Here is a 26,084-nt window from a genome sequence, read left to right as displayed (position 1 = left end):
GTCGTCTGAAAAACCGATTTCAAGTATAGTGGATTAAATTTAAATCAGGACAAGGCGACGAAGCCGCAGACAGTACAGATAGTACGGCAAGGCGAGGCAACGCCGTACTGGTTTAAAGTTAATCCACTATATGCACGAACCGACAAGCCCAAAGCACAATAATCAGACGGCTTTTAAGGATTTTTATCCGGTTTCGCTATATAATCAGAGCCTAATACTCCGTATTCAGATGAGAAAGCCCGTTATGAAACTCATACCACTCCTCGCCTTCTTTACCCTTGTCGCAAGCGGCAGTGCAGCGGCGGCCGAAATGGCAAAAGTTGAAGGCGGCAGCTACCGCCCGCTCTATCTGAAGAAAGAAACAAGCCTCATTAAAGTCAAACCTTTCCAAATCGACAAGTACCCCGTTACCAATGCCGAATTTGCAGAGTTTGTCAAAAAACATCCCCAATGGCAAAAAGGTAAAGTCAGTTCCAAACAAGCCGAACCTGCCTATCTGAAACACTGGGTTAAAACCGGCAGCAACAGCTACGCGCCCAAACCCAACGAACTGAAACATCCAGTAACCAACGTATCTTGGTTTGCTGCCAATGCCTACTGTACTGCGCAAGGCAAACGCCTGCCGACCATAGACCAATGGGAATTTGCCGGACTTGCCTCCGCCACTCAGAAAAACGGTTCTGCCGAGCCCGGCTACAACCGTACCATTCTTGACTGGTATGCAGACGGCGGCAGAAACGGCTTGCGCGATGTCGGCAAAAGCAAACCCAACTACTGGGGCATTTACGATATGCACGGCTTGATTTGGGAATGGACGGAAGACTTCAACAGCAGCCTGCTCTCGTCTGGCAATGCCGATACGCAAATGTTTTGCAGCGGCGCATCCGTAGGCTCCAGCGACCCATCGAATTACGCCGCCTTCCTGCGCTACGGCATACGCACCAGCCTGCAATCCAAATACGTCCTGCACAACTTGGGCTTCCGTTGCGCCTCGAAATAACCGGTTTCATCACCAAAGCAGCTTTGGCGGTACTGAAAGGTATCGCCTTTTTTTGTCCATACAAAAGGTCGTCTGAAAACATTTCGTTTCTCCGAAACCGTGTTTTCAGACGACCTTTTTGGATGATTGGGTTTCGTTAAGCTGAATGGTTGCATACGTTCTGTAAACCTTGCTCATCATTTTCTTCAGATGATTCAAATCAAATATTAATTACATATAACTAATAATATTGTAATAACACTATACAATATAACTAATTCTAAATGACTAAATATAGTCATAAGGATTTGGTTGATATTTTTTAAAAAATTCAAAAATGGAGAATGAAAAGATGAAACTAAACTTATCCGTCAAACCGCTGTGTTTGGTGTTGTCCCTTGTTTTTGCAAATGTTTGTGTTGCGGAAGGTATTGCGACAGGAGCGATGCACAAAAACGGTTCTACCGCATTGGGCAAAGAATCGAAGGCGGGGGAAAATGCGACCGCGTTGGGCGACAAAGCGGCTGCGGCGGGTTATAAGTCTGTTGCTGCTGGCTATGATTCAAACGCTTCGGGTTTGAGTGCGTCGGCGCTTGGCAGTGAGGCTAAGGCGGAAGCATTGCGGACAGTTGCCGTCGGTTTCAGAGCGAATGCAAAAGGAACCAACGATATTGCCGTCGGCGGCGCATCGAAGGCTTCCGGCGGACAGTCGGTGGCGGTCGGTTTGATGTCGCAGGCAAAGGGTTTGCGTTCTATTGCGATCGGCGAAAGTGCGAAGGCTGCCGATATTGATGCGGTTGCGTTTGGACGCGGCAGTGAAGCCAATGCGCTCAGTTCCACTGCTGTCGGGGATAGGGCAAAAGCCAATGGTACGCAGGCGGTTGCGCTGGCATCTGCTGCCGAGGCAAACGGTTATCAAGCGGTTGCAGTCGGTACGCGTGCAGTTGCCGAAGAAACCAACAGCGTGGCATTGGGCGTAGAATCCTCATCCACCGCGCTCAACGGTCTTGCAGCAGGCACGCGCGCACGGGTACGGAAATCGGGCGGAACGGCTTTGGGCGCAGGTGCTGCCGCATTTGAGGAAAAATCCGCTGCTTTGGGCTACAAAGCAGAAGCACGTCAACAAAACTCCGTAGCGCTCGGTACGGACAGCGTTGCCGATACTGCGGCAGGCGTTGCAGGTCATGACTTTGCTACCGGCGTGGCAAGTACGGAAACAGGCAAAACATGGGTATCGACTTTAGGCGCGGTATCTGTCGGCAGCGAACAAAACAGCCGCCAGATTACTAATGTTGCTGCGGGTAAGGAGGATACGGACGCGGTCAACGTTGCCCAAGTGAAGAGCCTTGCCCGCCAAACCCAAAACAGCCTTGCCGCAGCCGAGAGTAATCACCAGACCCAAATCGCCGCTTTGCGCAACGAAGCCAAAGTCCGTATGGACAAACTTGAAGAGCGCGCCGATTCAGGCTCTGCCGCTGCAATCGCGGTCGGCAGCCTCGGACAAGCATATCAGCCGGGACAAGGTGCGGTTTCCGTCGCAAGCGGTATCTGGCGCGGTAAAAGCGGCTATGCCGTAGGTATTTCCAAAGTATCCGCCAGCGGCAAATGGCTGGTTAAAGGCTCGGCAGTCGGCGCGGCGAAAGGCGGTGCGGGCGGCGGTGCCAGCGTAACCTACCTCTGGTAGTCGTCGTTAGGCGTATTGCCGAAAGGTCGTCTGAAAACATTCCGTTTCGTCGAAACCGTGTTTTTCAGACGACCTCGTTCTTGATAATTCCATATTTGTCCCAATTCTGTCGATGTTATTAATTTTCGACAGAACAAAATGAATCCCAAATACGCCCCGCTTTTCCAACCCTTCACGCTGAACAACGGCGTAACCGTCAAAAACCGCCTCGCCGTTGCGCCCATGACCCACTTCGGTTCCCACGCCGACGGTGTAATCAGCGACCAAGAGCGCACGTTTCTCGGCAACCGCGCAGGCGATATGGGTCTCTTTATCTCCGCCGCCACTTTGGTTCAAGAAGGCGGCAAAGCCTTTCGCGGACAGCCTGAAGCCACAGGCGAAAACTGCCTCGACAACCTGAAAGAAACCGCTCAAATCATTCAAAAACAAGGCGCGAAAGCGATTTTGCAAATCCATCACGGCGGCTCGCAAGCGATGGTGGAACTCAACCGCCGCGACAAAATCAGCGCGTCCGCCAGCGAAAAGGATGGAGCGCGTGAAGCGAGTGCCGCAGAAGTGGAAGAACTCATCGCCTCCTTCGCCCAAGCTGCCGATTTGGCACTTCGCGCAGGCTTTGACGGCGTAGAAATCCACGGCGCGAACGGCTATTTAATCCAACAGTTTTACTCCGCCCAAAGCAACCGCCGCAACGACCAATGGGGTGGCAGCTTGGAAAACAGAATGCGCTTCCCACTCGCCGTCGTCGATGCCGTTGCTGCCGTCCGTGAAAAACACCAACGCAACGATTTCATCATCGGCTACCGTTTCTCGCCCGAAGAAGCAGGCGAAGACGGGTTGACCATGGCTGAAACGGGCGCACTGATTGACGCGTTGGTACAAAAGCCGCTGCAATACTTGCATGTTTCTTTGTGGGAATTCGATAAGAAAATCCGCCGCGGCGGCAATACGGCGCAAACCCGTATGCAGTTCATCCACGACCGCATCAACGGCAAGCTGCCTCTTATCGGCGTGGGCAACCTGTTTACCGCCGACGATATTCTGGCGGCGTTTGAAACCGGCTGGGCGGAATTTATCGCATTGGGCAAAACCGTCATGATCAATCCGCACATCGCCACACAAATCAGCGAAGGTCGCGAAGCCGAAATCGAAACGCAACTCGACCCGACGCGTGCCGACCATTACGGCTTCCCCGACATCCTGTGGGAATTTTCCGCCAGCGGTACGCAATCTTGGCTGCCGCCGGTAAAAGGTGCAGAGTGGAAACCGGTAGATGCTTGATGGACTGTAACGACAGCTTAAAACGGCAAAATTCATGTTTGCTGTTTAATGGGGTCGTCTGAAAGGTTTCGTCATACGCATAACCTTTTCGCTATGACTGAGAGGTCGTCTGAAAAATCAAATACGAGATTTCAGACGACCTTTTTATTGTTTAGCTTCAAGGCAAAGACGGTTGATGATTCCAGTTGGCTCTGTGTTGCGGATGAAAATGTATTATCGGGCGAGGGGGACTAAACAATCATGGTCTTGCCGTTGTTTAGCCTATGGGTCGTCTGAAACGGAAAATGTCGGCTTTTTGAAGAGCCTTATTTATAGTGGATTAAATTTAAATCAGGACAAGGCGACGAAGCCGCAGACAGTACAGATAGTACGGCAAGGAGAGGCAACGCCGTACTGGTTTAAAGTTAATCCACTATATTAAGCCGATGCGCGTGATGAGATGGTTTGGTGGATGTGTACTTTTCAATTTGTTGTTATATGTCATATATTATTTTCATTTAAATCAGTTGGTTGAGAAAATAGGAAGATTTTTTTAACTTGCAGTTTGAGTGCTTTGTCATATATATGGTTTAATTCATGCTTTGAGTTGTAATGCTGTTATTTATAATCACTTGAAAACTTGCGGTTGTTTGTAATATAACTAAATTATTGTTTTTTATATTTTTTGACTTTGTGGGCAATGATGCAGATTGTCTTTGGCAGGGTTGGTGTAAGGAGTAAAAAATGCATGTTGTCGTTCTTCCATCGTGGTATCCGAAATCCGAAACAGATGTGGACGGGATTTTCTTCCGTTTGCAGGCTCAGGCTTTGCAGCGCAAGGGTTTGAAAGTAGGGGTCATTGCGCCTTTGTTCCGTTCTTTGCGGACCGAATGGAAAAGTATTTTGACCGGACCTTATGGAATGCGGCATCACCAGCAGGGCGGTTTGAATACTTATGTTTACGACAGCATGTATTTTTTCCCGCATTGCCCCGTCGTCGATATCGACCGTATCCGTTGGGTAAGGGCGGGCATGAAGGCTTTTAAGCGGTATGTGGTGGAAAACGGCAAGCCTGATGTCCTCCATGCGCATACGATGAATTTTGGCGGCGTTTTGGCGCATGAAATTTCTAAGAAATACGGTATTCCTTATGTGATTACCGAACACAGCAGCGCAATCGCCCGCAATCTCGTCCGCCCAAACCAATGGCCGATCATGAAAGAATCCGCACAACATTGTCAGGCGCGTTTTGCGGTCAGCAAGGATTTTTGTGCGTTGCTGCGCGAGAAATACGGTTTGGACTGGGAATATCTGCCGAATATTTTGGGCGATAATTTCGCGCGTCCGTTCGAGCCTTTCGATAAGTCCCATCAGGATTTCACGTTTTGTTCCGTCTCCCATCTGCGTCATCTGAAAGGGCATGATTTATTGCTCCCTGCCTTTGCCAAAGCTTTGGAGAAATACCCCTTCCTTAAACTCAAAATCGGCGGCAATGGCGCGGAGGCGGAAAATCTGCGCCGCTTGGTCGACGAATTGGACATCGGTCATGCCGTCACCTTTTTGGGCGCGTTGAAGACGGATGAGGTCTTGGATTTGATGCGCCATAGCAATGCTTTTGTGCTCGCCAGCCGTGTGGAAACATTCGGCGTGGTATTTATCGAGGCGCTTTCGCAAGGTTTGCCGGTCATTGCGACGATGTGCGGCGGGCCACAGTCGATTGTCAATGAAGACAATGGTTATCTGATTCCGACTGAAAATATAGAAGCCCTGAGTGATGCGCTGATTCGGATGTATGAAGAACGAGGAAAGTTTTCAGCGGAAAAATTGCGTGCAGATTGTTTGAACGAGTTTGGCGAAGATGCCGTGATTGGAAGGCTGATTCAAGCGTTTGAAAAAGTGACCGGCAAATCGGCGGAGGTGTAAACCGATCACGTTATGTGAAAGCAGGAGGTTTGCGACCAAGCTTAGAGTCTGGCGCAAGCCTTTATTGTTTGCGAATATGGGTTCTTTGTGATTAGAATTCCCTTTTTTGACGATATAGTGGATTAACTTTAAATCAGGACAAGGCGACGAAGCCGCAGACAGTACAGATAGTACGGCAAGGCGAGGCAACGCCGTACTGGTTTAAAGTTAATCCACTATAAATTCAAATTTTGGACAGGCAAAACAAGATTTATGCCGCTTTAAATACGGAAATATTAAGGAAATCCTAATGAAAATCAAACTTTCAGCCTTCGTCTTGTCACTTGCTGTTTGTACGCATGCCAATGCGTTGACTACGCGTCCGGTCGAACATACTTGTCCGATAGGCGGCGAAAAATTCACATCGGTTATGGTAATGTCGGGCTTTTCGGTAGATATGAAGACTGATTTGGAGCCGGTAGGTATGATTATGGCGCCTGCCCCCATTCCTGTTTGTCCTAGCAATAAGTTTGTGATGTTTAAGGATGACTTTACGCAACAAGAATTGAATAAGTATGAAAAAGTTATCCGGAGCGAAGCTTATCTCAAGCAGGTGGCTGAAAAGGCCTCTGCGCAAAGGTTGGCGGGGGTAATGTTGGAGTTGGCGGGCGAAAATCAAAACGCAGAACAAATGATGTCGATATTTTTGCATGCCAGCTGGTTGGGCGGTCATCAGCAAGATCTGGAGAAAGTCCTGCATTACGCCGATTTGACTTTGAAAGATGGCAGCCTGCCGGCTGAAAAGCGTGTGAATACCAAGTTGGTGCGCGGAGAAATGTTGCGCAAACTGAGTCGGTTTGATGAGGCGAAAAAGCAGTTCGAAGAATTGACAAAAGAGCCGACGGTCATGGCTTCCGAGTATTTGCAAAAACTGACGGAATTGGAGTTGGAACTGACGGCGGAAAAAGACACCTATTCGCATCCGGTAAGGCAAACCTTGAGTTTGCGCGGCAAAATAAAAGACAAATAACCTCCATCGTAAGATTGGGACGCATTGCTTTGCGTTGAATGTATAGTGGATTAACTTTAAACCTGTACGACGTTGCCTCGCCTTGCCGTACTATCCGTACTGTCTGCGGCTTCGTCGCCTTGTCCTGATTTAAATTTAATCCACTATATTTGACCGCCATATACGGCAAAAAGGTCGTCTGAAACCTGATTTGGGTTTTCAGACGACCTTTTACTTTAGGACTTACAGTTTATTTTGCTGCGGAAGCGCCGGAGGCTGCGGTAGCACTTGCTGCTGAAGCAGTAGAAGCGGCTTCGGCTTTCGCGCCGGCTGCGGCGTTTTCACCCCATGCGGCAGGGTATTTGTAACCTGCGAAGCGTTGGCGCGCGTAGGCTTTAAACTCGTCGGAGTTGTAGGCTTCGGTCACGTCTTTGAGCCATTGGCTGTCTTTGTCGGCGGTTTTGACGGCAGCCCAGTTGACGTAGGCGAAGCTCGGTTCTTGGAACAGGGCTTCGGTCAACTTCATGCCGCTGCTCATAGCGTAGTTGCCGTTAACAACGGCGAAATCGACGTCGGCGCGGCTGCGCGGCAATTGTGCGGCTTCCAGTTCTACGATTTTGATGTTTTTCAGGTTTTCGGCGATGTCGGCTTTGGAAGCGGTCAGCGGATTAACACCGTCTTTCAGCTTAACCCAGCCCAATTCGTTCAACATGACCAGCGCGCGGGCGAAGTTGGACGGATCGTTAGGCGCGGAAACACTGCTGCCGTCTTTGACTTCGTCCAGCGATTTCAGTTTGCCTGGATACAGGCCCAAAGGCGCGGTCGGCACTTGGAAGACTTCGGTGATGTCCAATTTGTGTTCTTTTTTGAAGTCGTCCAAATAAGGCTTGTGCTGGAAAATATTGATGTCCAGTTCGCCTTCTGCCAAAGCGAGGTTAGGGCGGACGTAGTCGGTGAATTCGACCAATTTGACGGTATAACCTTTTTTCTCCAGCGCAGGTTTGATTTGGTCTTTGACCATGTCGCCGAAGTCACCGACGGTCGTGCCGAAGACGATTTCTTTTTTCGCGCCATTGTCGGCGGCAGGCGATGCGGCGGATGCGGCAGGGGTGCTGTCTTTTTGACCGCCGCAGGCTGCGAGTACTACGGCGAGCGCGGCGGCGGAAAGGGTTTTGAATAAGGTGTTTGTCTGCATGTTTTACTCCTGGTAAGTGTTAAGTCGATTTTTCAGACGGCCTCTGCCGTCGGGACAGTTGGGATTTTAAATCCATTTATGGGAAACGGGACGGTTTTTTATGGTGAAGTACAGCCCTTTGACGGAACGGTAACACAGCCAAATCAACCCCGCTTTAAAAGTCAGGGCTGAGATGAGCTTGAGCCAATCCAACGAGGTGGCGAACGGAGAAACATCAAAGGCGGTATCGGGACTTTCATACATTTCATCTGTTCCGTCGATTACGGCGTGTCCGTCCATTTCATCATCATAGTCTTCAGCCATCATGGCACTTTCATCCGGCTCGCTGATTTCGCCCATTTCATCGATGTCCATCGTACCAATTGATCCGTTCATTTCACCTATGGAAACCATATCGTCAAATGAAAGGATGCCCCAGATGGGGACAGGTGAGGCGAGAAGGGACCATATCATAAAGACAGCCAATAATCCGAGACACAGTAAAATGAAGAAACCCATATCGTTACGCAGCATTTTGCTGTTGTGTGCGTTGACGTCATCGGAGGTCGGGCGTTCTAATTTTTCCAAGATGACGAGTTGTGCAATAAAGATGCCGACGCTCAGACCTACGTACAATATTTTCGGCATATGGTTCATGGGACCGATAAAGTACCAAAGGATGTTGCCGATATTGATTAAATAAACGGTAATTAGAATTTTTTTGGCAGATTTCATGTTGTATTTTTTTACTCAAAAGGTCGTCTGAAAATGCATAAGGTATTTTCAGACGACCTTGTTTGCGTTTGTGAGGTTTAACGTTTGTCCAATTTCCGCGCCAATGCGTTGCCGATGCTTTGAATCAGGATAACGAGCAGCACGAGGATGGCGACGATGAAGATGATGACTTCGGTTTGGTAGCGGTAGTAGCCGTAGCGGATGGCGAGGTCGCCCAAGCCGCCGCCGCCTATCATGCCCGCCGCCGCGCTGTACGAGAGCAGGCCGATGGCAAGGACGGTGATGCTGGAAACCATGCCCGCGCGCGCTTCGTTTAAGAGGACTTTACGGACGATGGCAAGCGGTGATGCGCCCATGGCGGTGGCGGCTTCAATCACGCCTTTGGGGACTTCGCGCAGGTTTTGTTCCACCAGTCGGGCGAAGTAAAACAGGCCGGACACGCTCAATACCAGCGAGGCGGCAATCGGGCCGATGGTGCTGCCGACGATGGCGCGGGTGGCGGGTATCATGGCAATCATCAGGATGACGAAGGGGAAGGCGCGCATCAGGTTGACTAAGTTGTCAAACAGGAAATTCACCGGCTTGTTGTAATGCAGCTGGCGGTTGGAAGTCACGAAAAGCAAGACGCCCAAGAGGGTGCCGAAGATAACGGCAATCGTGGTGGACAGTCCGACCATGACGAAGGTTTCGCCCAAGGCGCGGACGATTTCGTCTTTCATGCCGACGATGGTGGAAACGGCTTGTTCGAATGTTAAGTCTGCCATATCAGTCCTCCCGAATCAGTTCGCGCCCGATTTCGGATTGGGCGTGGATTTGGTTGCCGCGTACTTCGACGATTTCCACCACTTTTCCTTTATCCAAGAGGGCGGCGCGGTCGCACAGGCGGCGGATGACGCTCATTTCGTGGGTCACGATGACGATGGTGACGTTGAAGCGTTTGTTGATGTCTTCCAAACATTCCAAGACGCTGCGCGTGGTAGCGGGGTCGAGGGCGGAAGTGGGTTCGTCGGCAAGAATGACTTGGGGTTTGGGCGCGAGCGCGCGGGCGATGCCGACGCGTTGTTTCTGACCGCCGGAAAGCTGGGCGGGGTAGTGGTCGGCGCGTTCGGTCAAGCCGACGATTTCAAGACATTCTTTGACACGCTCTTTGATTTTTTCAGACGACCATCCGGCAATTTCCAAAGGAAAGGCAACATTGTCGGCGACGGTGCGGTTGCTCAAAAGATTGAACTGCTGAAACACCATGCCGATATTCTGCCGCGCCTGACGCAATGCTGCGGCATCGAGCGCGGTCAGCTCTTGTCCGCACACATTGACCTTGCCGCTGTCGGGACGTTCCAACAGGTTAATCAGGCGCAACAGGGTGGATTTGCCCGCGCCGGAATAGCCCATCAGACCGAAGATTTCGCCGTCTTGGATTTCGAGGCTGGTCGGCTCGACGGCGGCAAAACGGGTTTTGTCGCGCGTTTGGTAATGTTTGGAAACGTTGTCCAAAATAATCATAAATACTTCCTGATACTTCCGGAAAAAAAGAAGCCCGATGCTGTACACAACGGGCTTGGATATAAAGAAAGGAATAAAAACAGCAGAAAATGAAAATACGCTTTAGCTGTTAATGCCCGCAAGCTGTGTCAAATCGGCAATGTTAACTCATATACGACTATAATCAAAATCGGTAACTTTGTCAAGTTTTGATATGATTTGTAATTTTAAAATAATAAATTGTCAGTTTATTTGCCGAAAAGCTCCGCCACCATGCGGGCTTCTTCCTCGGTATAAGCCGCGCCGTTGAGCTTGGCGGTCAGGATAAATTCGCCGCTTAACCCTTGTTCGGCGCAGGTTTCGCGCCAGCCTTGCAGCCGTTCTTCGTCGCTGGCTTTACGTTTCAGACGACCTATGGTCTGAGCCGCCTGTTTGGTTTGTTCGTTCATACAGTTCCTTAACAAAAGACAAAAGGTCGTCTGAAAATTTTCAGACTACCTCATGATTATTTGATAACCCGCGCCAGCAAGGCTTTTTCTTTACCCTGCATATTCGGGATTTTGACTTGGATGCCGTTGCCCGGGGCGACTTCGACGGCTGCGCCTTTGCGGGTCATTTGTTCCAGCGTGACGGTTTGGTTGCCTTCGGGATGGATGATTTCCAAAGTATCGCCGACGGCAAAGCGGTTTTTGACCTCCACCGTTGCCCAGCCTTCGGCGTCGATTTCGGTAACGTGTCCGACGTATTGGCTTTGTTTGGCGGTGGAATGGCCGCTGAGGTAGTTTTGGTAGTCTTGAGTTTGGTGGCGTTCGAGGAAGCCGCTGGTGTAGCCGCGGTTGGCGAGGCCTTCAAGTTCGCTCAGCAAACCGTAGTCGAACGGACGGCCTGCAACGGCGTCGTCAATCGCTTTGCGGTAGGACTGGGCGACGCGGGCGACGTAGTAGAGCGACTTGGTGCGGCCTTCGACTTTGAGGCTGTCCACGCCGATTTTGGCGAGTTTTTCGACGACTTCGATACCGCGCAGGTCTTTGGAATTCATGATGTAGGTGCCGTGTTCGTCTTCCATAATCGGCATCATTTCGCCTGGGCGGTTGGACTCTTCAATCAGGAAGACTTTGTCGGCGTAGGGGTGGCGTTTCTGACCGTTGATGCCTTCGAAGTTTTGGTTGGCTTCTTCTTGGGCTTTTTCAAAGTTGAAGCCTTGCAGAAGCTGGGCGTCGCCCGCATCGCTTTCAGTGGCGTTGTGGACTTTGTAATCCCAGCGGCAGGAATTGGTGCAGGTGCCTTGGTTGGGGTCGCGGTGGTTGAAATAGCCCGACAATAGGCAACGGCCTGAGTAGGCGATGCACAATGCGCCGTGGATGAAGACTTCGAGTTCGATGTCGGGGCATTCTTGGCGGATTTCGGCGATTTCTTCCATGCTCAATTCGCGTGACAGGATGATGCGTTCGACGCCGATGTTCTGCCAGAATTTCACGCCCCAGTAGTTGGTGGTGTTCGCCTGTACGGACAGGTGGATCGGCATCTCCGGCCATTTTTCGCGCACAGTCATAATCAAACCCGGATCCGCCATAATCAGCGCGTCGGGTTTCATGGCAATCAGCGGCTCCATGTCGGCGACGAAGGTTTTGAGTTTGGAATTGTGCGGCAGGGTGTTGACGGTCAAAAAGAATTTTTTGTTGCGCTTGTGCGCTTCTTTAATGCCTTGCTCGAGGATGTCGAGTTTGGCAAATTCGTTGTTGCGGGCACGCAGGGAATAACGCGGGCTGCCGGCATAAACGGCGTCTGCGCCGTAATCGTAGGCGGCGCGCATACGTTCGAGGCCGCCGGCGGGAAGGAGGAGTTCGGGTGCTTTCATGTTCGTGCTTTATAAAAGGTTTCAGACGACCTTTTGAATCACAGGAAAAGGTCGTCTGAAACGGTGTTTTAAGGATGGGCGGATTATCCGCCTTTTTGTCGGGACGGTCAATTTTGCGACGGCATATCGGGATTGTTTTGCGTTGTTTTTTCAGAAGAAAACGGATTCGAGTGCGACGATTGGCGGATAGGCGCGACGGATGGGGAAATGTAAAAAAACGAATGCAACCCGATTAATTTAACAAAAAGGCATTCAAAGAATGTATTTTCTTGTAAAATATTGATTTTCATTTTTCCAATGTTCGGGAATCGGGCGGCTGCCGCAAACCGTTTCCCAGAGTTTTAGACAGGCGGACGAGTATGGATTTTCGGTTTGACATTATTTACGAATACCGCTGGATGTTTTTCTACGGCGCGCTGACGACGCTGGGTTTGACCGTAGTGGCGACGGCGGGCGGCTCCGTATTGGGTCTGCTGCTCGCGCTGGCGCGCTTGATTCATCTGGAAAAAGCGGGTGCACCCATGCGCGCGCTGGCTTGGGTTTTGCGTAAGGTTTCGCTGCTGTATGTAACGCTGTTCCGTGGTACGCCGCTGTTTGTGCAGATTGTGATTTGGTCTTACGTCTGGTTCCCGTTTTTCGTCCATCCTACCGACGGTTTGCTGATTAACGGCGACGAGGCGGTGGAAATCCGACGTTCTTACGGCGCGCTGATTGCCGGTTCGCTTGCCTTGATTGCCAACTCCGGCGCGTATATCTGCGAGATTTTCCGCGCGGGCATCCAGTCCATCGACCGCGGTCAGATGGAAGCGGCGCGTTCGCTGGGGCTGACTTATCCGCAGGCTATGCGCTATGTGATTCTTCCGCAGGCTTTGCGCCGTATGTTGCCGCCGCTTGCCAGCGAATTTATTACGCTTTTGAAAGACAGCTCGCTCTTGTCCGTTATCGCCGTGGCGGAGTTGGCTTATGTGCAAAGCACGATTAGCGGCCGCTATTCCGTTTATGAAGAACCGCTCTATACCGTCGCGCTGATTTATCTCATGATGACGACTTTCTTAGGTTGGGTGTTCCTGCGCTTGGAAAACCGTTACAACCCGCAGCATCGTTGATTTCCCAAGAAGCCGATTGTTTTCGGCTAGGGCAATGTCAAAAGGTCGTCTGAAAACCGATTCGGGTTTTCAGACGACCTTTTAGTTTTTTAGGCTTACAGACCGAATAGAGCGGTGTCGCCTTTGCCTTGGCGGATGAGTTCCGTGCCGTCGGTCATGTCGATGACGGTGGTCGGCTCGGTACCGCACCAGCCGCCGTCAATCACCAAATCGACGCTGTGTTCGAGGCGGTCGCGGATTTCGTAGGGGTCGGTCAGCGGCTCGTCGTCTTCGGGCAGCATCAGGGTGCAACTGAGCAGCGGCTCGCCCAATTCCTGCAACAGGCTTAAGGCGATGTTGTTGTCGGGAACGCGCAGGCCTATGGTTTTGCGTTTCGGGTGCAGCGTGCGGTTGGGGACTTCTTTGGTGGCTTGCAGGATGAAGGTGTAGCTGCCCGGGGTGGCGGCTTTGAGCTGGCGGAACTGGGCGTTGTCAACTTTGGCGTAAGTGCCCAATTCGCTCAAATCGGCGCACATGAGGGTCAGGTGGTGTTTCAAGTCGATTTTGCGAATAGCGAGGATGCGTTCCATCGCGGCTTTGTCGCCGAGTTTGCAGCCGAGCGCGTAGCAGGAGTCGGTGGGATACACGACGACCCCGCCGTTGCGGACGATGTCGGCGGCTTGTTTGATCAGGCGTTCCTGCGGGTTGTCGGGGTGGATGGCGAAGAATTGTGCCATGACGGCTTTCCTTTTGATGGTTTGTGTTGCCGATATTTTAAAACCGATGCTTTGAAATGACAAAAGGTCGTCTGAAAATACGGTTTCGGAACGGAAACTGCGTTTTCAGACGACCATTAGGATTGTTAAATGTCAGGGGAGGGAGCAGCCTTCAGGTAAATAAATTCGGCAGTTGCTCATGCTAGAATCAGCTTTACACTTCGCCAATGCGGCAGCCTCTGCCGTTCCTTTTTCTGTACCAATATAAAAAGACTTCCATTTACCTGAATTAAGTTCCTTACCTTCGGCTCCAGCAATACATCCATTCCTAACCCATGAAACTATTTTGCATGAACCTTGAGGATCTCTTTTCTTGCATTCAGCCAGAGCATTTTTCTTCGCGTTAGACAAAGAGTCCTGATCTAATACGCCGCTTGCGTAACCTGTATTCAAATTCATAGCTACGGCACCGTATTTAGAAGGCAGATAAATGATAGTAGTCTTAGTAGGTCTGCCTACTTGGCCATTATTCATAGAACCGTTGTAATATGGATCGTTTGCCAAAATAGGGGCCATACAATGAGGGTCTCCGGAAGGACCCCCGCCAATGCCGGGCGAACAGGCAAAGGAGACGGCGGAAGACGCGCCAAGACAAAGGGTTAAAATAAATTTATTCATAAAGGGATTCTTCATTTATTTTTCTTGGGATCAATCACATCTTTGTTGTCAGAGGCTTGTCTTAAAGCCGATTGTCTTTGTAATTCCATGATAATGATATTAGACACGGAAATTTTTGATGTCAATATTCTATGTATATTGGGATTAGAAGTTTGGTTTGAGGATAGTTTGTTGCTGCATGGTATTCAGCTGAAGAGGCACTATAATTGAATATCGGATTTTGAACACGACTCAGGGTTCGGGACGCAACCACATCCAGACAGCGACGCAGCCGCAGCCCAATGTGGATGCTGCGCCTATCCACCATTGTTCGGGGAAGCGCCAAAACATGAAGATGCAGGATAGGCCCATCATGCTGATGGCGAAGATTTTGGCTTTGCGCGGGACGGCGCCGTTGTTTTCCCAGTTTTGCACCATAGGGCCGAAATAGCGGTGTTGGTGCAGCCAGCGGTGGAAGCGGGGCGAGGCTTTTGCCCAGCAGGCGGCGGCAAGGATGATGAAGGGGGTGGTGGGCATAATCGGCAGAAAAATGCCGATGATGCCTAAGAGAAAGGAAACTGCGCCGCAAAAGATGAGTAAGTAGCGAATCATATTGTTGTTTTGTTGTAGGTTTTATTCGGATTCTTTGGATTTGCCGTGCGGGAACGGACAGCGTGGGATGTCGAGCTTGTCCCAGCCTTCGTGTCCCATTTCTTCGAGCAGGGCGATGTTGCGCTCGAAAATGGCGGAGGCATCGGGGAAGGCTTGTGCGGCTTTGGCGATGCTGTCTTCGCGGATGAGATGCAGGGTGGGGTAGGGCGAGCGGTTAGTGTAGTTGCTGATGTCGTCTGAATCCGTGCCTTCAAATTGGAAATCGGGATGAAACGGGGCGATTTGGACAATGCCTTCCAAACCGTTGTCCACAACGGCGGCATCGGCGATGTCGAGCATTTGGTTGAAGGTGTCGAAGTCGGGGAACAGGGTCGGGTGGACAAGCAGGGTGGTTTCCAGCTCGTCGGCGGGCGTGTCGCCCAAAAGCTGCAATTCGCGGTCTAGGTCTTCAAGGAAACCGTCCAGATGGTGGGCTTGGCTGACGCTGATGCGCACGAGGTTTTTGACGTGCGGCGCTTTGGCGAAGGGGCAGAGGTTGAGCCCGATGACGGCTTTTTCTAGCCATTGGCGGGTGTGGTCGGTTACGGTGGCTGAGTCGGGGGTAGTCATACGGGGATCGGATTGGCTTTAATTAAAAATAATTCTCAAGTATAGCATAAAACTTTCTGTTTTCAGGATGCCGCCATGAGGATGAAAAAAGGTCGTCTGAAAATGAAAACGCTGAGAAATACAGGGTTTTCATTTTCAGACGACCTTTATGTTTTGCCCTTAATCGGGGATGAGGTGTCCCAACGGCAGGGCGGTTGTGTTTTTGATTTCTTTCAACACGAAGCTTGATTGTGCGTCTTGTACGCCGTGGTGGGACAGAAGCGTGTCCAAAACGAAATGGGAAAACGAGTTCATATCGGTAAAAAATGCGTGGAGCAGGTAGTCGGTTTCGCCGGTCAGGGCAAAGCAGCTCAATACTTCGGGCCATTCCTGCACCGATTGCGCAAAATCTTCGCGCGCATCTTTTGCCTTGCTGATGGAAACGCGGATAAATGCCTGCAAGCCCAAATGAACGGCTGCGGGGGAGAGCAGGGCGGCATATTGGCGGATGATTCCTGCGTCTTCCAATTGTTTCAGGCGGCGCAGGCAGGGAGAGGGTGAAAGCGCGATTCGCTCGGATAATTCTACATTGGTCAATCTGCCGTTTTCTTGCAGGACTTGTAAGATTTTAAGGTCGGTTTTATCCAAGGTTATCGGTATCATTTAGTTTGCTCCCTGTTGTTGTATAGGTTAAAAATCAGTCGGATTGTGTTCGTTTGAACGCTCAAATCGACCAGTTAGGCAGAGTATATAACAAATAACATTTACTTAACATACAATCAACCAATGAAAAAGTATTTTTGAAAATAATCTGTGTTAAAAAGTATGGATGCAAACAAATTGATTTAATTTTCCTGTCTGCAAACATGCTTTAGCCAATTTGGACAAAACGAATGTCCGTCATATAAAAGACGGCTTGCCCAAACTGCCTTTTCAAGCCATAATCGCGCCATGTGCAGGAGAGAGCTACATCAGGTTACGCGTAGCCGCCGAAGGCGCAGATGCCCTTAAATCGCTCAGGCAACAGGGACTGCACATTGAAATAAAACATCTGGAGAGCGGTGCAATCGCACCCACCGAAGGGGAGAAGGTCGTCTGAACCACCATTCAGACAGCCGCGCAAAGCAGTGAGCAGACTGGTTTGCCATCAAGCGGATACGGCCGAAAATCTCAGGTTCAAGGACAGATAGGGTCTTCCGCGCATCTTGTGCGGACGGCATCTGAACAATAAATCCGGAGAAGCTGAGAATGACTGCCCTGAAAACCACCCCGTTTCACCAAGCCCATCAAGATGCAGGCGCGAAGCTGGTCGATTTTGCCGGCTGGGAGCTGCCCATCCATTATGGTTCGCAAATCGCCGAACACGAAGCCGTGCGCACCGACGCAGGCATGTTCGACGTATCCCATATGCTCGTTACCGACGTCGCCGGAGCGAACGCCAAAGCCTTTTTCCGCAAACTGATTGCCAACGACGTTGCCAAACTTTCCTTCGTCGGCAAAGCCCTTTATTCCGCACTGCTCAACGATAACGGCGGTGTAATTGACGACTTGATCGTTTACCGCACCAACGAAGCCGAGACCCAATACCGCATCGTATCCAACGGTGCGACCCGCGAAAAAGACACCGCCCAGTTCCACAAAGTCGGACAAGAATTCGGCGTCGCCTTCAACCCGCGCTACGACCTCGGTATGCTTGCCGTACAAGGTCCTAAAGCCATCGAAAAACTCCTGACCGTCAAACCCGAATGGGCGGATGTCGTCCACAACCTCAAACCGTTCCAAGGCGCGGATTTGGGCAACGACTGGTTTGTCGCCCGCACCGGCTATACCGGCGAAGACGGCGTCGAAGTCATCCTGCCCGGCACCGAAGCCGCCGCATTCTTCAAAGCCCTGCAACAAGCCGGCGTACAGCCCTGCGGTCTCGGCGCGCGCGACACCCTGCGCATGGAAGCCGGTATGAACCTCTACGGCAACGACATGGACGACGACACCAGTCCGCTCGAAGCAGGCATGGGTTGGACCGTTGATTTGAAAGACGAAAACCGAGATTTCGTCGGCAAAGCCGCCTTGTTGGCATTAAAAGAAAAAGGCGTTGCCGTCAAACAAGTCGGTTTGCTGCTCGACAAAGGCGGCATCCTGCGCGCGCATATGGAAGTGTTGACCGACAAAGGCAAAGGCGAAACCACCAGCGGCGTATTCTCGCCCAGCCTGAAACAATCCATCGCCATCGCCCGCGTACCGAAAGATTTTGACGGCGATACCGCCAAAGTGCTGATGCGCGGCAAGGAAGTGGACGTGCGCGTATTGAAGCTGCCGTTTGTACGCAACGGACAGAAACAGTTTGATTGATGCGGTTTCAGACGACCTTTGCCAAAGTTAAGGTCGTCTGAAAACAAACGTAGAACAGCCTGTCGATCCTATCCGAAGGCTTCACTCTTTAAGCCAAAAACCAATGGAGAATCAAACCATGAGCAACAACATCCCAGCCGAACTGAAATACGTTGCCAGCCACGAATGGCTGCGCCTTGAAGAAGACGGTACGATTACCGTCGGCATTACCCACCACGCGCAAGAGTTGTTGGGCGACATCGTGTTCGTCGAGCTGCCCGAAGTCGGCGCGAACCTTGCCGCTGAAGAACAAGCCGGTGTGGTTGAGTCTGTGAAAGCCGCGTCCGACGTGTACGCGCCGATTGCGGGCGAAGTCGTTGCCGTCAACGAAGATTTGCCCAGTGCGCCGGAAACCGCCAACAGCGACCCTTACGGCGCAGGCTGGTTCTTCAAAATCAAACCTGCCAATCTGGCCGACTACGACGGCTTGCTGACCGCCGAGCAATACGCGGGCGAAGTGGATTGATTTAAACTTGCGCGGCAGGCATTTTGCCGCGTTTCGATTTTGAAAGGTCGTCTGAAACCCCGTTTTAGGTTTTCAGACGACCTTTGTTTTGCTTGGTTGATAAAACATGAATTACTGCGAATTTGTTGCCGCTCTCCCAAACGATACCGACAATCCGAACAAACATTACCACGATACGCAATACGGTTTTCCGATTTCAGACGACAATGAATTGTTCGGACGGCTGGTGTTGGAAATCAATCAGGCGGGGTTGAGTTGGACGTTGATGCTGAAAAAGCAGCAGGCGTTTCGGGCTGCATTTAAAGATTTCGACATTGACACTGTCGCCGCATTCGACGAAGCCGACATCGAACGCCTGCTTGCCGACGCAGGTATTGTCCGCAACCGCCTGAAAATCAATGCCGCTATTTACAACGCTAGACAAATCAAAAAGTTGCAACAGGAATACGGTTCGTTCAAACACTGGCTCGATACGAACCATCCGCTCGATAAAGCCGAGTGGGTGAAGCTCTTTAAAAAACATTTCAAATTTGTCGGCGGCGAAATCGTCGGCGAATTTTTAATGAGTACCGGCTACCTGCCCGGCGCGCATATTGAAAGCTGTCCGGTTTATCAAGAAGTTTTAGAATGCCGACCGAAATGGACAGAGTCCTTGGATTCGGATTTCAAGTGCAACACTAGTGTATCAGTGGTTTGAACAGCTTCAAGAATAAAACACTTGGCGTTTCGTAGCCAAGTGTTTTTCTTGGCCGGTGGTTCAACTCATCTTGAACCCTGCGTATCTCCCGATCGCTGATGTTTCGGAAATCGGTTTGTTTGGGGAAATATTGTCGGATGAGTCCGTTGGTGTTCTCATTCAGCCCTTTCTCCCAAGAATGGTAAGGGCGGCAAAAATAGGTTTTCGCTGCTAATGCTTTGGCTATTTTGGTGTGCTGGTAGAACTCTTTGCCGTTATCCATGGTAATGGTGTGCACTCTGGCTTTATGTGCCCTTAATACCCTAATGGCCGCTAGGGCAGTGTCTTCGGCCTTTAAGTTATCCAATTTGCAGATGATGGTGTAGCGGGTAACGCGTTCGACCAAGGTCAATAATGCGCTTTTCTGATCTTTGCCGACGATGGTGTCGGCCTCCCAATCGCCGATGCGGGTTTTCTGGTCGACGATGGCGGGTCGGTTTTCTATGCCGACGCGGTTGGGCACTTTGCCTCCGGTCCATGTGCTGCCGTAGCGTTTGCGGTAGGGTTTGCTGCATATTCTGAGGTGTTGCCACAAAGTGCCGCCGTTGCTTTTGTCTTGGCGGAGGTAGCGGTAAACGGTGCTGTGATGGAGTGTGATCCCGTGGTGTTTGCGCAGGTAGGCGCATACTTGTTCGGGACTGAGTTTGCGGCGGATAAGGGTGTCGATGTGTTGAATGAGCTGCGAATCGAGCTTATAGGGTTGTCGCTTACGCTGTTTGATAGTCCGGCTTTGCCGCTGGGCTTTTTCGGCGCTGTATTGCTGTCCTTGGGTATGGTGCCGCTTGATTTCGCGACTGATGGTGCTTTTGTGACGGTTAAGCTGTTTGGCGATTTCAGTGACGGTGCAGTGGCGGGACAGGTATTGGATATGGTATCGTTCGTCTTGGGTCAGTTGTGTGTAGCTCATGGCAATCTTTCTTGCAGGAAAGGCCGTATGCTACCGCATACTGGCCTTTTTCTGTTATGGAAAGTTGCACTTCAAATGCGAATCCGTCAGGGTTTACCAGTAGCCCAGCACTTTCCACCAGATAATGCCGATGGTGCCGAAAATCAGGATTTCGACCACGCTCATGATGAAGCCGGCTTTCCACCATTCGGTCATGCTGACATAGTTCGAGCCGTAGATGACGGGGGATGAACCTGAAGCGTAGTGGGTCAGCGACATCATGATGCCGGTGGCGGACGCCATAATCAGGGCGAACAGCATCGGCGGTGCGTCCAACGCCAGACCTGCACCGTAGAACGCGCCGAACATGGCGGTAACGTGTGCCGTGCCGCTGGCGAAAACGTAGTGGGCGTAGAGGTAGGCGAGTACCAACAGCGCACAGCCGGCTTCCCAGCCCAAGCCGAGATGGGAAATGCCGCCCTGCAGGGATTCGGACAGCCATGCAATCAGCCCCAATTTGTTGAGGAAGTTCGCCATCATGACCAAGGCGGCAAACCAGACGATGGTGTCCCACGCGCCTTTTTCTTTCAGCGCGTCGTCCCAAGTCAGTACGCCGGTGAGCAGGCACAGGCTCAGGCCGAGGAAGGTGGTGGCGGTGGCATCGACTTTCACGCCGAACAGCATTTCGGGAACACCTGCCCACAAAAGCAGCAGAATCACGAAAATGCCGAGCATGATTTTTTCGTCGCGCTTCATCGCGCCCATTTCTTTCAGTTTTTCTTTGGCAAGGGCGGTCGCGTTAGGCGTTTGTTTGATTTCGGGCGGATACAGGAAATACAGCACCAGCGGCATCAGGAACATGGCGATCAGGCCGGGTACGACCATGGCGGCGAACCATGTGCCCCAAGAGAGGTGGATTTTCGAATCGGTGGCTTTGGCGACCAATTCGACGACCAGCGGGTTGGGCGCGGTTGCGGTAACGAAGATGCAGCAGGTGATGATGTTGGCGTGATAGTTGACCAGCGCGAGGTATTTACCGATTTTGCCCTCAGTACCTTTTTCGGGGTCGGAATCGAAACTCAGGGCGATGGAACGCATAATCGGATGCACAATCGCACCGCCGCGCGCAGTGTTGCTCGGCGTTACCGGACCGATGACCAAGTCCGCCAAAGCCAAGCTGTAACCTACGCCCAGCGTGCGTTTGCCGAAAAGGGAAATCAGCAGGTAGCCGATACGCATCCCCAAGCCGGTTTTCAACAAACCGCGCGAGATGATGATGGCAATACCGATCATCCAAATTAACGAGTTGTTGAGGCTGCTCAGAGCGTCTTTGGTTGCGTCGGCGGCTTTTTCGTTGGTCACGCCGGTCAGCGCGACCAAGGTAATGCCCAAAATCGCCATTGCGCCGATGGGCATGGCTTTGCCGATGATGCCGGCGATGATGCCGACGAACAACGCCAAAAGGTGCCATGCGTCGGGCGATACGCCCTGCGGCACGGGTATGGCGAACCAGATAATCAGCGTCAGCGCGAGCGCAACCGCAGCAGGAATTGGCTTGAAGCCCATGTTGAGTCTCCTAGTTTGAGGTATTGGGGAAATTGGGTTTCAGACGACGTGTGCCTGATTTTGGTGGGAACAGGTCGTCTGAAACGTATTTGGCAGCAGTTGTTTTTTATGTTTTTCTTTTGAGTGTTTGGGTAATGCGTATTTTTTTGTTGCCATCTTTTTCAGACGACGTTTTCTTAAGGTTATTGCGTTTTGCCCTCTCCCTAACCCTCTCCCACGGGGAGAGGGGACAGATTGCAGAAAGTCCGATAATGGTCAATTTTCAGCACCATCATTCCCTCTCCCCGTGGGAGAGGGCTAGGGAGAGGGTAAAACCTCAGATTTAGCAGGTTCGGTTGTGAAACCCAACAAATACTTACAATGTTGTGTCATGTCCCAATCTACAAGTATTTTTCAGACGACCTCCTATATAGAAAAGGTCGTCTGAAACCCTGTATCGGATTAATCCTGCTCCGCAGGCAGGCCGTACTCTTCGGGGAAGGTGCGCAGCGAGCTTTGCAACACGGTAACCGCGCCGTCAATCAGGCCGCAGCGGCCGCTTCGGGGCAGCAGTTGGCACAGGCTTTGCAAGGCGCGGAGGTCGTCTGAAGTGCCGATGCCGGTATCCACGCGGTTGAGCAGGCGCGAGAGTTGGAAAGTGCCGCCTTTGCACGGCGGGCATTGTCCGCATGAGTTGGACGCAAAAAATTCCACATACTCAGCCACTTTGCGTACCACGCTGGTGCCTTCGGAAATCACAATCATTGCGCCCGTACCGAGGCTGGATTTGCGTTCGCGCACGGACACGAAGTCCAAAGGCACGTCCAAATCTTTCGCGGTCAGAAGCGTGTTTGACGGGCCGCCGGTGAAGACGGCTTTAAACGTGCGCCCTTCGAGCATACCGCCGCCGTGATCGAAAATCAGCGATTGCAAGGTCGTGCCCATCGGCAGTTCGTACAGACCCGGATTCAATACGTCGCCGGAAAGCGAGTAGAGTTTCGTGCCTGCGGCATCGCCCAAACCCAGCGATTTGTACCATTCCGCGCCTTTGGCAAGGATTTGCGGGATGTTGGCGAAGGTTTCAGTGTTGTTGATTAAGGTCGGTTCGCCGTTGACACCGCTTTCGGCAGGGAAAGGCGGCTTGCGGCGCGGAAACGGGAAACCGCCTTCCAACCATGAAATCACGGCGGTTTCTTCGCCGCCGATGTAGCGGCCTGAAGTTTCGACTAATTTCAGGTCTAAAGGTTTGCCCAGATAGTTTTCGATGCGGATGAACAAATCGCTTTTTTTCCACTGCTCGATGGCGGGTACGATGGCGGCGACGGATTCGGTCTGGTGCGGGTTGACATACATAATCGCTTTGTTGGCGCGGCAGGCGACGGCGGCAATCAGGACGCCTTCGATGACTTGGTGCGGCGTTTTCGCCAGCAACACGCGGTCTTTAAACGTACCCGGTTCGTCTTCGTTGGCGTTACAGACGACGTATTTGTCGCCGTGTTTGCTTTGTGCGGCAACGGCCGCCTCCCATTTGCGCCAGGTTGGGAAACCTGCGCCGCCCATGCCGCAGAGGTTGGCGTCTTGCAGCTTGGAAACGATGCTTTGAGGATCGGCAAGCGCCGCCAGCAGGCCTTCGCCGCCGCCGACTTTGCGCCACGCGGCCAAATCCGCGCCGACTTGGCGGGACGGGTGCAGTAAGTTTTGATTGGCTTGGTTCATGATTGTTGCTCCTGCAAACCGGCGTGTTCGCGCAAATCGAATTTGCCGTAGTCGGGATATAAAACGGGGGCTTTGATGTCGCTGGTCAGTCCGGCGCGGGTCATTTCGCGTTGCAGATCGTGAACGTGTCCGACACCGCCGCGCACTTTCTTCAACGGCAGGCCGCAATTGGCGGCGGCTTTACCCGCGCGGCGGCCGAAGCTGATGATGTCCAAAAGCGCGTTGCCCATTAAGCGGTTGCGGCCGTGGATGCCGCCGGTTACTTCGCCGGCGCAATAGAGGCCTTCGACGCAGGTTGCGCCGTCGCCGTTGATTTCGACGCCGCCGTTTTGGTAGTGCAGGGTCGGATGAATCATTACGGGTTCGACGGCGGGGTCGATGCCGCATTTGTGGGCGACGTGGCCGAGCGTAACCAAACGGTTCAACACATCAGGATCGTTTTCAATCAGGCGCGGGGTGTCGAGGAACACGCCGACCTGTCCGTCGCGCACCACGCCGCGGCCTTCGCGGCACTCTCGCAAAATGGCGGCGGCAACGACGTCGCGCGGCTGCAATTCGTCAACGAAACGCTCGCCCAAGCCGTTGATCAGTTTCGTGCCTGCGGAACGCACGGCTTCGGAAATCAGCGCACCCGCCAAGTGTGGCGGATGGGCGACGCCGGTCGGATGGTATTGGAAGGAATCAATGTCGCGCAGTTTCGCGCCGATGCGGTATGCCATCACCAGACCGTCGGCGGTTGCGCCGTAGTGGTTGGAAGTGGAGAAACCCTGCAAATGCAGCCGTCCGCTGCCGCCGGTTGCCAAGACCACGGCTTTGGCGTGAACCAATACCAAAGAGCGTTTTTCCAAATCGTACAAAATCGCGCCGACGCAGCGGCCGTGTTCGTCCGACAATAATTCGATGGCGGGGTGGCGGTTGAGCTGGGTGATGTTTTCGTCGAGTTCGACCGCCTCGCGCAGTACGCGCATCATTTCGAGGCCTGTGAAGTCGCGGTAGCTCAGAATGCGCGGCACGGTCGTACCGCCCGCACGTTTGCGGCTCAACATGCCGTTGCTGTCCGCGCCTTTGGCAAGGTCGAAAGTCATGCCCAAGCCGATCAGCCAGCGGATGGCGGACGGCGCGTCGGTAACCATTTGCGCCACCAATTCTTTTTTGCCTGCGTTGTGGCCGCCTTTGATGGTGTCGTCAAAGTGCTGCTGCAAGCTGTCTTCCGCGCCGACTGCCGCCTGAATGCCGCCTTCGGCCATCACGGTATTGCTGTCGCCGATACGCAGCTTGTTCGCCATAATCACGCGCGCGCCTGCTTCGGTTGCAGACAATGCCGCTGCCGCGCCCGCACCGCCGCCGCCGATAACCAGCACGTCAGTGTTCAAATGTTCCGCGCCCGACAAATCATAGTCGTCAATCAGGGGATGACTGATCAGCAGTTTCGCCAAATCAGGATGGCAGTAATCGCCCGTGTTCGGACCGATGGGCAGTTTGACGCGCGCATTTGCCTGATAGTCGGGGTGAAACTGGCTCAACAATTCGTTTTTTTCCGGCAAGTCGCCGCGCAGTTCCAATGAGGAAGCGCGCAGGTTGGCAAGGGCGGTTTCGTAGTCTATGCCTTGGATTTCGTTCGCCATCACATTGCCTCCTCTTCAAATTTGACTTTCATTTTGCCGCTGTCGATTTCTTGCAGGCGGCGCATCAAATCCACCGGACGCAGCGTGCGCGCCGCTTTCATACGGCGGGCGAACAAGCCTAAGTGGTTCGGACGGATGTGTTCGGGGCAGGAAAGGGTGCAGAGGTTGCACATCACGCATTGATCAAAGGTCAGCGCAGCCGCGCCGAAATCGCCCGATACCACTTGCGCTACGCCGTTTTCCACTTCCAAACCTTTGGGGCAGGCTCTGTTGCAGCCGCCGCAATGACGGCAGTGTTGCGCTTCGGGGAAGGCTTTGGCGGTGTCGTCCAGCCAGTTCCAGCCGTCGCCGACCTCGCTCACGTCGTAATATTGGATATGCTCGGGAATGAAGTAGTCCAAGAAGCTGACCTGCATCCCTTCTTCGACTTTGGTTTCACACGCCAATGCAGTCGTTACCTCGTGCTCGCCTTCCTTGCGGATCATGCAGCGGCACGAACCGCACACGCCTTGCCCCATACAGCCGACGTTGGCAGTAATCGCGCTGCCTGAACGGGCATAGGCCTGAATGATTGACGAGTCGGCGGAGGCTTTGACCTCGTGGCCGTCTATGGTCAGGGTTAACAAGTTTTCACTCATGGTAGTGTCCTGTGGAATGAGATAGGGGAAATTGGATGTGTGTATTTTTATTACAAATTTTTTAGAAGTGCGGATATTTTTGGGAAATATCTTATAAATCAATGTCTGAATGTCTTTTATCAGTGTATCAGAATTTGGATTTCTTGATGATGGCGGAGCTGTGAAGGTAGGATAGGGGCAGTTTATGAACACAAAACAGCAGTTTTCAGACGACCTTTACGCCATCTTGTTATTTTGTAAGATAAAATAGACGTACGATAAAAGAATAAGAGTTAAAGACCGTTTTGAGATACGAGTAAATATCATTATTAAGCAATTAATATGAAAGTATATATCTATGTATTTA

25 protein-coding genes, 3 pseudogenes and 1 riboswitch are annotated in these 26,084 nt (G+C 52.0%); of the genes and pseudogenes, 12 read left to right on the top strand and 16 right to left on the bottom strand.

From position 1 onward, the window contains the following. Window positions 1-21: 21 nt before the first annotated feature. The 8 genes and pseudogenes from ACMYUL_RS02195 to ACMYUL_RS02160 form a co-directional block, all read left to right on the top strand. Window positions 22-132, top strand: a pseudogene (locus ACMYUL_RS02195) (IS5/IS1182 family transposase); the annotation flags it as partial. Window positions 133-244: 112 nt separating this feature from the next. After that, a complete protein-coding gene (locus tag ACMYUL_RS02190) occupies window positions 245-1,000 on the top strand; it encodes a formylglycine-generating enzyme family protein (protein WP_003777075.1) in 756 nt (251 codons plus the stop codon). A 331-nt stretch (window positions 1,001-1,331) separates the two neighbouring features. Then, entirely contained in the window at window positions 1,332-2,663 is a 1,332-nt protein-coding gene (locus ACMYUL_RS02185; RefSeq protein ID WP_415771839.1) for a YadA-like family protein, read from the top strand. Between the two features lie 138 nt (window positions 2,664-2,801). Further along, on the top strand, window positions 2,802-3,941 hold the full coding sequence (locus ACMYUL_RS02180) for an NADH-dependent flavin oxidoreductase (protein WP_415771837.1): 1,140 nt from the start codon (window positions 2,802-2,804) through the stop codon (window positions 3,939-3,941). A gap of 304 nt (window positions 3,942-4,245) precedes the next feature. Then, window positions 4,246-4,359, top strand: a pseudogene (locus ACMYUL_RS02175) (IS5/IS1182 family transposase); the annotation flags it as partial. Window positions 4,360-4,664: 305 nt separating this feature from the next. Next, the gene (locus ACMYUL_RS02170) at window positions 4,665-5,843 is read left to right on the top strand and encodes a glycosyltransferase (protein WP_070514084.1); all 1,179 of its coding nucleotides are present in this window, start codon (window positions 4,665-4,667) and stop codon (window positions 5,841-5,843) included. A 110-nt stretch (window positions 5,844-5,953) separates the two neighbouring features. Then, a pseudogene (locus tag ACMYUL_RS02165) lies at window positions 5,954-6,061 on the top strand (IS5/IS1182 family transposase); the annotation flags it as partial. A 71-nt stretch (window positions 6,062-6,132) separates the two neighbouring features. Beyond that, on the top strand, window positions 6,133-6,852 hold the full coding sequence (locus tag ACMYUL_RS02160) for a hypothetical protein (RefSeq protein WP_070514085.1): 720 nt from the start codon (window positions 6,133-6,135) through the stop codon (window positions 6,850-6,852). Between the two features lie 229 nt (window positions 6,853-7,081). Here the strand turns inward: ACMYUL_RS02160 and ACMYUL_RS02155 are convergent, their stop codons facing one another. The 6 genes from ACMYUL_RS02155 to yegQ form a co-directional block, all read right to left on the bottom strand. Next, window positions 7,082-8,026 (bottom strand): MetQ/NlpA family ABC transporter substrate-binding protein, encoded by a 945-nt coding sequence (locus ACMYUL_RS02155; protein ID WP_415771834.1) that lies wholly within the window; start codon window positions 8,024-8,026, stop codon window positions 7,082-7,084. A gap of 66 nt (window positions 8,027-8,092) precedes the next feature. Beyond that, window positions 8,093-8,740 (bottom strand): hypothetical protein, encoded by a 648-nt coding sequence (locus ACMYUL_RS02150; RefSeq protein WP_415771832.1) that lies wholly within the window; start codon window positions 8,738-8,740, stop codon window positions 8,093-8,095. Between the two features lie 77 nt (window positions 8,741-8,817). Then, entirely contained in the window at window positions 8,818-9,504 is a 687-nt protein-coding gene (locus ACMYUL_RS02145; RefSeq protein WP_019270510.1) for a methionine ABC transporter permease, read from the bottom strand. A gap of 1 nt (window position 9,505) precedes the next feature. Continuing rightward, the gene (locus ACMYUL_RS02140) at window positions 9,506-10,243 is read right to left on the bottom strand and encodes a methionine ABC transporter ATP-binding protein (protein ID WP_003759974.1); all 738 of its coding nucleotides are present in this window, start codon (window positions 10,241-10,243) and stop codon (window positions 9,506-9,508) included. A gap of 227 nt (window positions 10,244-10,470) precedes the next feature. Continuing rightward, entirely contained in the window at window positions 10,471-10,671 is a 201-nt protein-coding gene (locus ACMYUL_RS02135; RefSeq protein ID WP_019270508.1) for a hypothetical protein, read from the bottom strand. A 56-nt stretch (window positions 10,672-10,727) separates the two neighbouring features. Beyond that, a complete protein-coding gene (gene yegQ / locus ACMYUL_RS02130; protein ID WP_415771829.1) occupies window positions 10,728-12,080 on the bottom strand; it encodes a tRNA 5-hydroxyuridine modification protein YegQ in 1,353 nt (450 codons plus the stop codon). A 359-nt stretch (window positions 12,081-12,439) separates the two neighbouring features. Here yegQ and ACMYUL_RS02125 point away from each other — a divergent pair, with 359 nt between their 5' ends. Further along, window positions 12,440-13,186, top strand: a complete 747-nt coding sequence (locus ACMYUL_RS02125; RefSeq protein WP_003768779.1) for an amino acid ABC transporter permease — start codon at window positions 12,440-12,442, stop codon at window positions 13,184-13,186. Between the two features lie 95 nt (window positions 13,187-13,281). Here ACMYUL_RS02125 and ACMYUL_RS02120 read toward each other — a convergent pair whose 3' ends face one another. The 5 genes from ACMYUL_RS02120 to ACMYUL_RS02100 all read right to left on the bottom strand — a co-directional run bounded on the left by ACMYUL_RS02120 (window position 13,282) and on the right by ACMYUL_RS02100 (window position 16,401). Beyond that, complete coding sequence (locus ACMYUL_RS02120; protein ID WP_342031186.1) at window positions 13,282-13,902, bottom strand: L-threonylcarbamoyladenylate synthase; 621 nt, start codon at window positions 13,900-13,902, stop codon at window positions 13,282-13,284. Window positions 13,903-14,034: 132 nt separating this feature from the next. Beyond that, window positions 14,035-14,559 (bottom strand): DUF4189 domain-containing protein, encoded by a 525-nt coding sequence (locus tag ACMYUL_RS02115; protein WP_342031187.1) that lies wholly within the window; start codon window positions 14,557-14,559, stop codon window positions 14,035-14,037. A 231-nt stretch (window positions 14,560-14,790) separates the two neighbouring features. Continuing rightward, a complete protein-coding gene (locus ACMYUL_RS02110) occupies window positions 14,791-15,150 on the bottom strand; it encodes a YbaN family protein (RefSeq protein WP_049228609.1) in 360 nt (119 codons plus the stop codon). Between the two features lie 21 nt (window positions 15,151-15,171). Beyond that, window positions 15,172-15,759, bottom strand: a complete 588-nt coding sequence (locus ACMYUL_RS02105) for a DUF1415 domain-containing protein (protein ID WP_415771825.1) — start codon at window positions 15,757-15,759, stop codon at window positions 15,172-15,174. Window positions 15,760-15,918: 159 nt separating this feature from the next. Further along, window positions 15,919-16,401 (bottom strand): Lrp/AsnC family transcriptional regulator, encoded by a 483-nt coding sequence (locus tag ACMYUL_RS02100; protein ID WP_070498860.1) that lies wholly within the window; start codon window positions 16,399-16,401, stop codon window positions 15,919-15,921. A 283-nt stretch (window positions 16,402-16,684) separates the two neighbouring features. Beyond that, a riboswitch (glycine riboswitch) is annotated at window positions 16,685-16,781 on the top strand. Window positions 16,782-16,986: 205 nt separating this feature from the next. On the opposite strand from ACMYUL_RS02100, the gene gcvT reads away from it, so the two are divergent. From gcvT to ACMYUL_RS02085, 3 genes are all read left to right on the top strand, one after another. After that, on the top strand, window positions 16,987-18,087 hold the full coding sequence (gene gcvT, locus ACMYUL_RS02095) for a glycine cleavage system aminomethyltransferase GcvT (protein WP_415771823.1): 1,101 nt from the start codon (window positions 16,987-16,989) through the stop codon (window positions 18,085-18,087). Window positions 18,088-18,205: 118 nt separating this feature from the next. Further along, window positions 18,206-18,592, top strand: coding sequence for a glycine cleavage system protein GcvH (gcvH, locus tag ACMYUL_RS02090; protein ID WP_415771821.1), 387 nt, complete (start codon window positions 18,206-18,208; stop codon window positions 18,590-18,592). 106 nt (window positions 18,593-18,698) lie between these two features. Then, complete coding sequence (locus ACMYUL_RS02085; protein ID WP_415771819.1) at window positions 18,699-19,289, top strand: DNA-3-methyladenine glycosylase I; 591 nt, start codon at window positions 18,699-18,701, stop codon at window positions 19,287-19,289. Here ACMYUL_RS02085 and ACMYUL_RS02080 read toward each other — a convergent pair. The 5 genes from ACMYUL_RS02080 to ACMYUL_RS02060 all read right to left on the bottom strand — a co-directional run bounded on the left by ACMYUL_RS02080 (window position 19,270) and on the right by ACMYUL_RS02060 (window position 25,738). Next, window positions 19,270-20,235 carry an IS30 family transposase gene (locus ACMYUL_RS02080; protein WP_415771817.1) on the bottom strand — a complete coding sequence of 322 codons (966 nt, stop codon included), beginning with the start codon at window positions 20,233-20,235 and terminating at the stop codon, window positions 19,270-19,272. The two genes, ACMYUL_RS02085 and ACMYUL_RS02080, sit on opposite strands and share 20 nt — an antisense overlap. Before the next feature lie 93 nt (window positions 20,236-20,328). Further along, on the bottom strand, window positions 20,329-21,780 hold the full coding sequence (locus tag ACMYUL_RS02075) for a DASS family sodium-coupled anion symporter (RefSeq protein WP_415771815.1): 1,452 nt from the start codon (window positions 21,778-21,780) through the stop codon (window positions 20,329-20,331). A 441-nt stretch (window positions 21,781-22,221) separates the two neighbouring features. Continuing rightward, window positions 22,222-23,475: a complex I 51 kDa subunit family protein gene (locus tag ACMYUL_RS02070; protein WP_415771813.1), complete on the bottom strand. Its 1,254-nt coding sequence runs from the start codon at window positions 23,473-23,475 to the stop codon at window positions 22,222-22,224. Continuing rightward, window positions 23,472-25,100 carry an FAD-binding protein gene (locus ACMYUL_RS02065; RefSeq protein ID WP_070512634.1) on the bottom strand — a complete coding sequence of 543 codons (1,629 nt, stop codon included), beginning with the start codon at window positions 25,098-25,100 and terminating at the stop codon, window positions 23,472-23,474. Before ACMYUL_RS02065 ends, ACMYUL_RS02070 begins: the two co-directional genes overlap by 4 nt. Further along, window positions 25,100-25,738 carry a 2Fe-2S iron-sulfur cluster-binding protein gene (locus ACMYUL_RS02060; protein WP_070512637.1) on the bottom strand — a complete coding sequence of 213 codons (639 nt, stop codon included), beginning with the start codon at window positions 25,736-25,738 and terminating at the stop codon, window positions 25,100-25,102. Before ACMYUL_RS02060 ends, ACMYUL_RS02065 begins: the two co-directional genes overlap by 1 nt. Window positions 25,739-26,084 lie beyond the last annotated feature (346 nt).

Source organism: Neisseria sp. CP9 (genome assembly GCF_047758525.1).
GTDB lineage: Bacteria > Pseudomonadota > Gammaproteobacteria > Burkholderiales > Neisseriaceae > Neisseria.
Note: the sequence above shows the minus strand (reverse complement) of the source record. Positions and strands in the feature narration are given on the sequence as shown.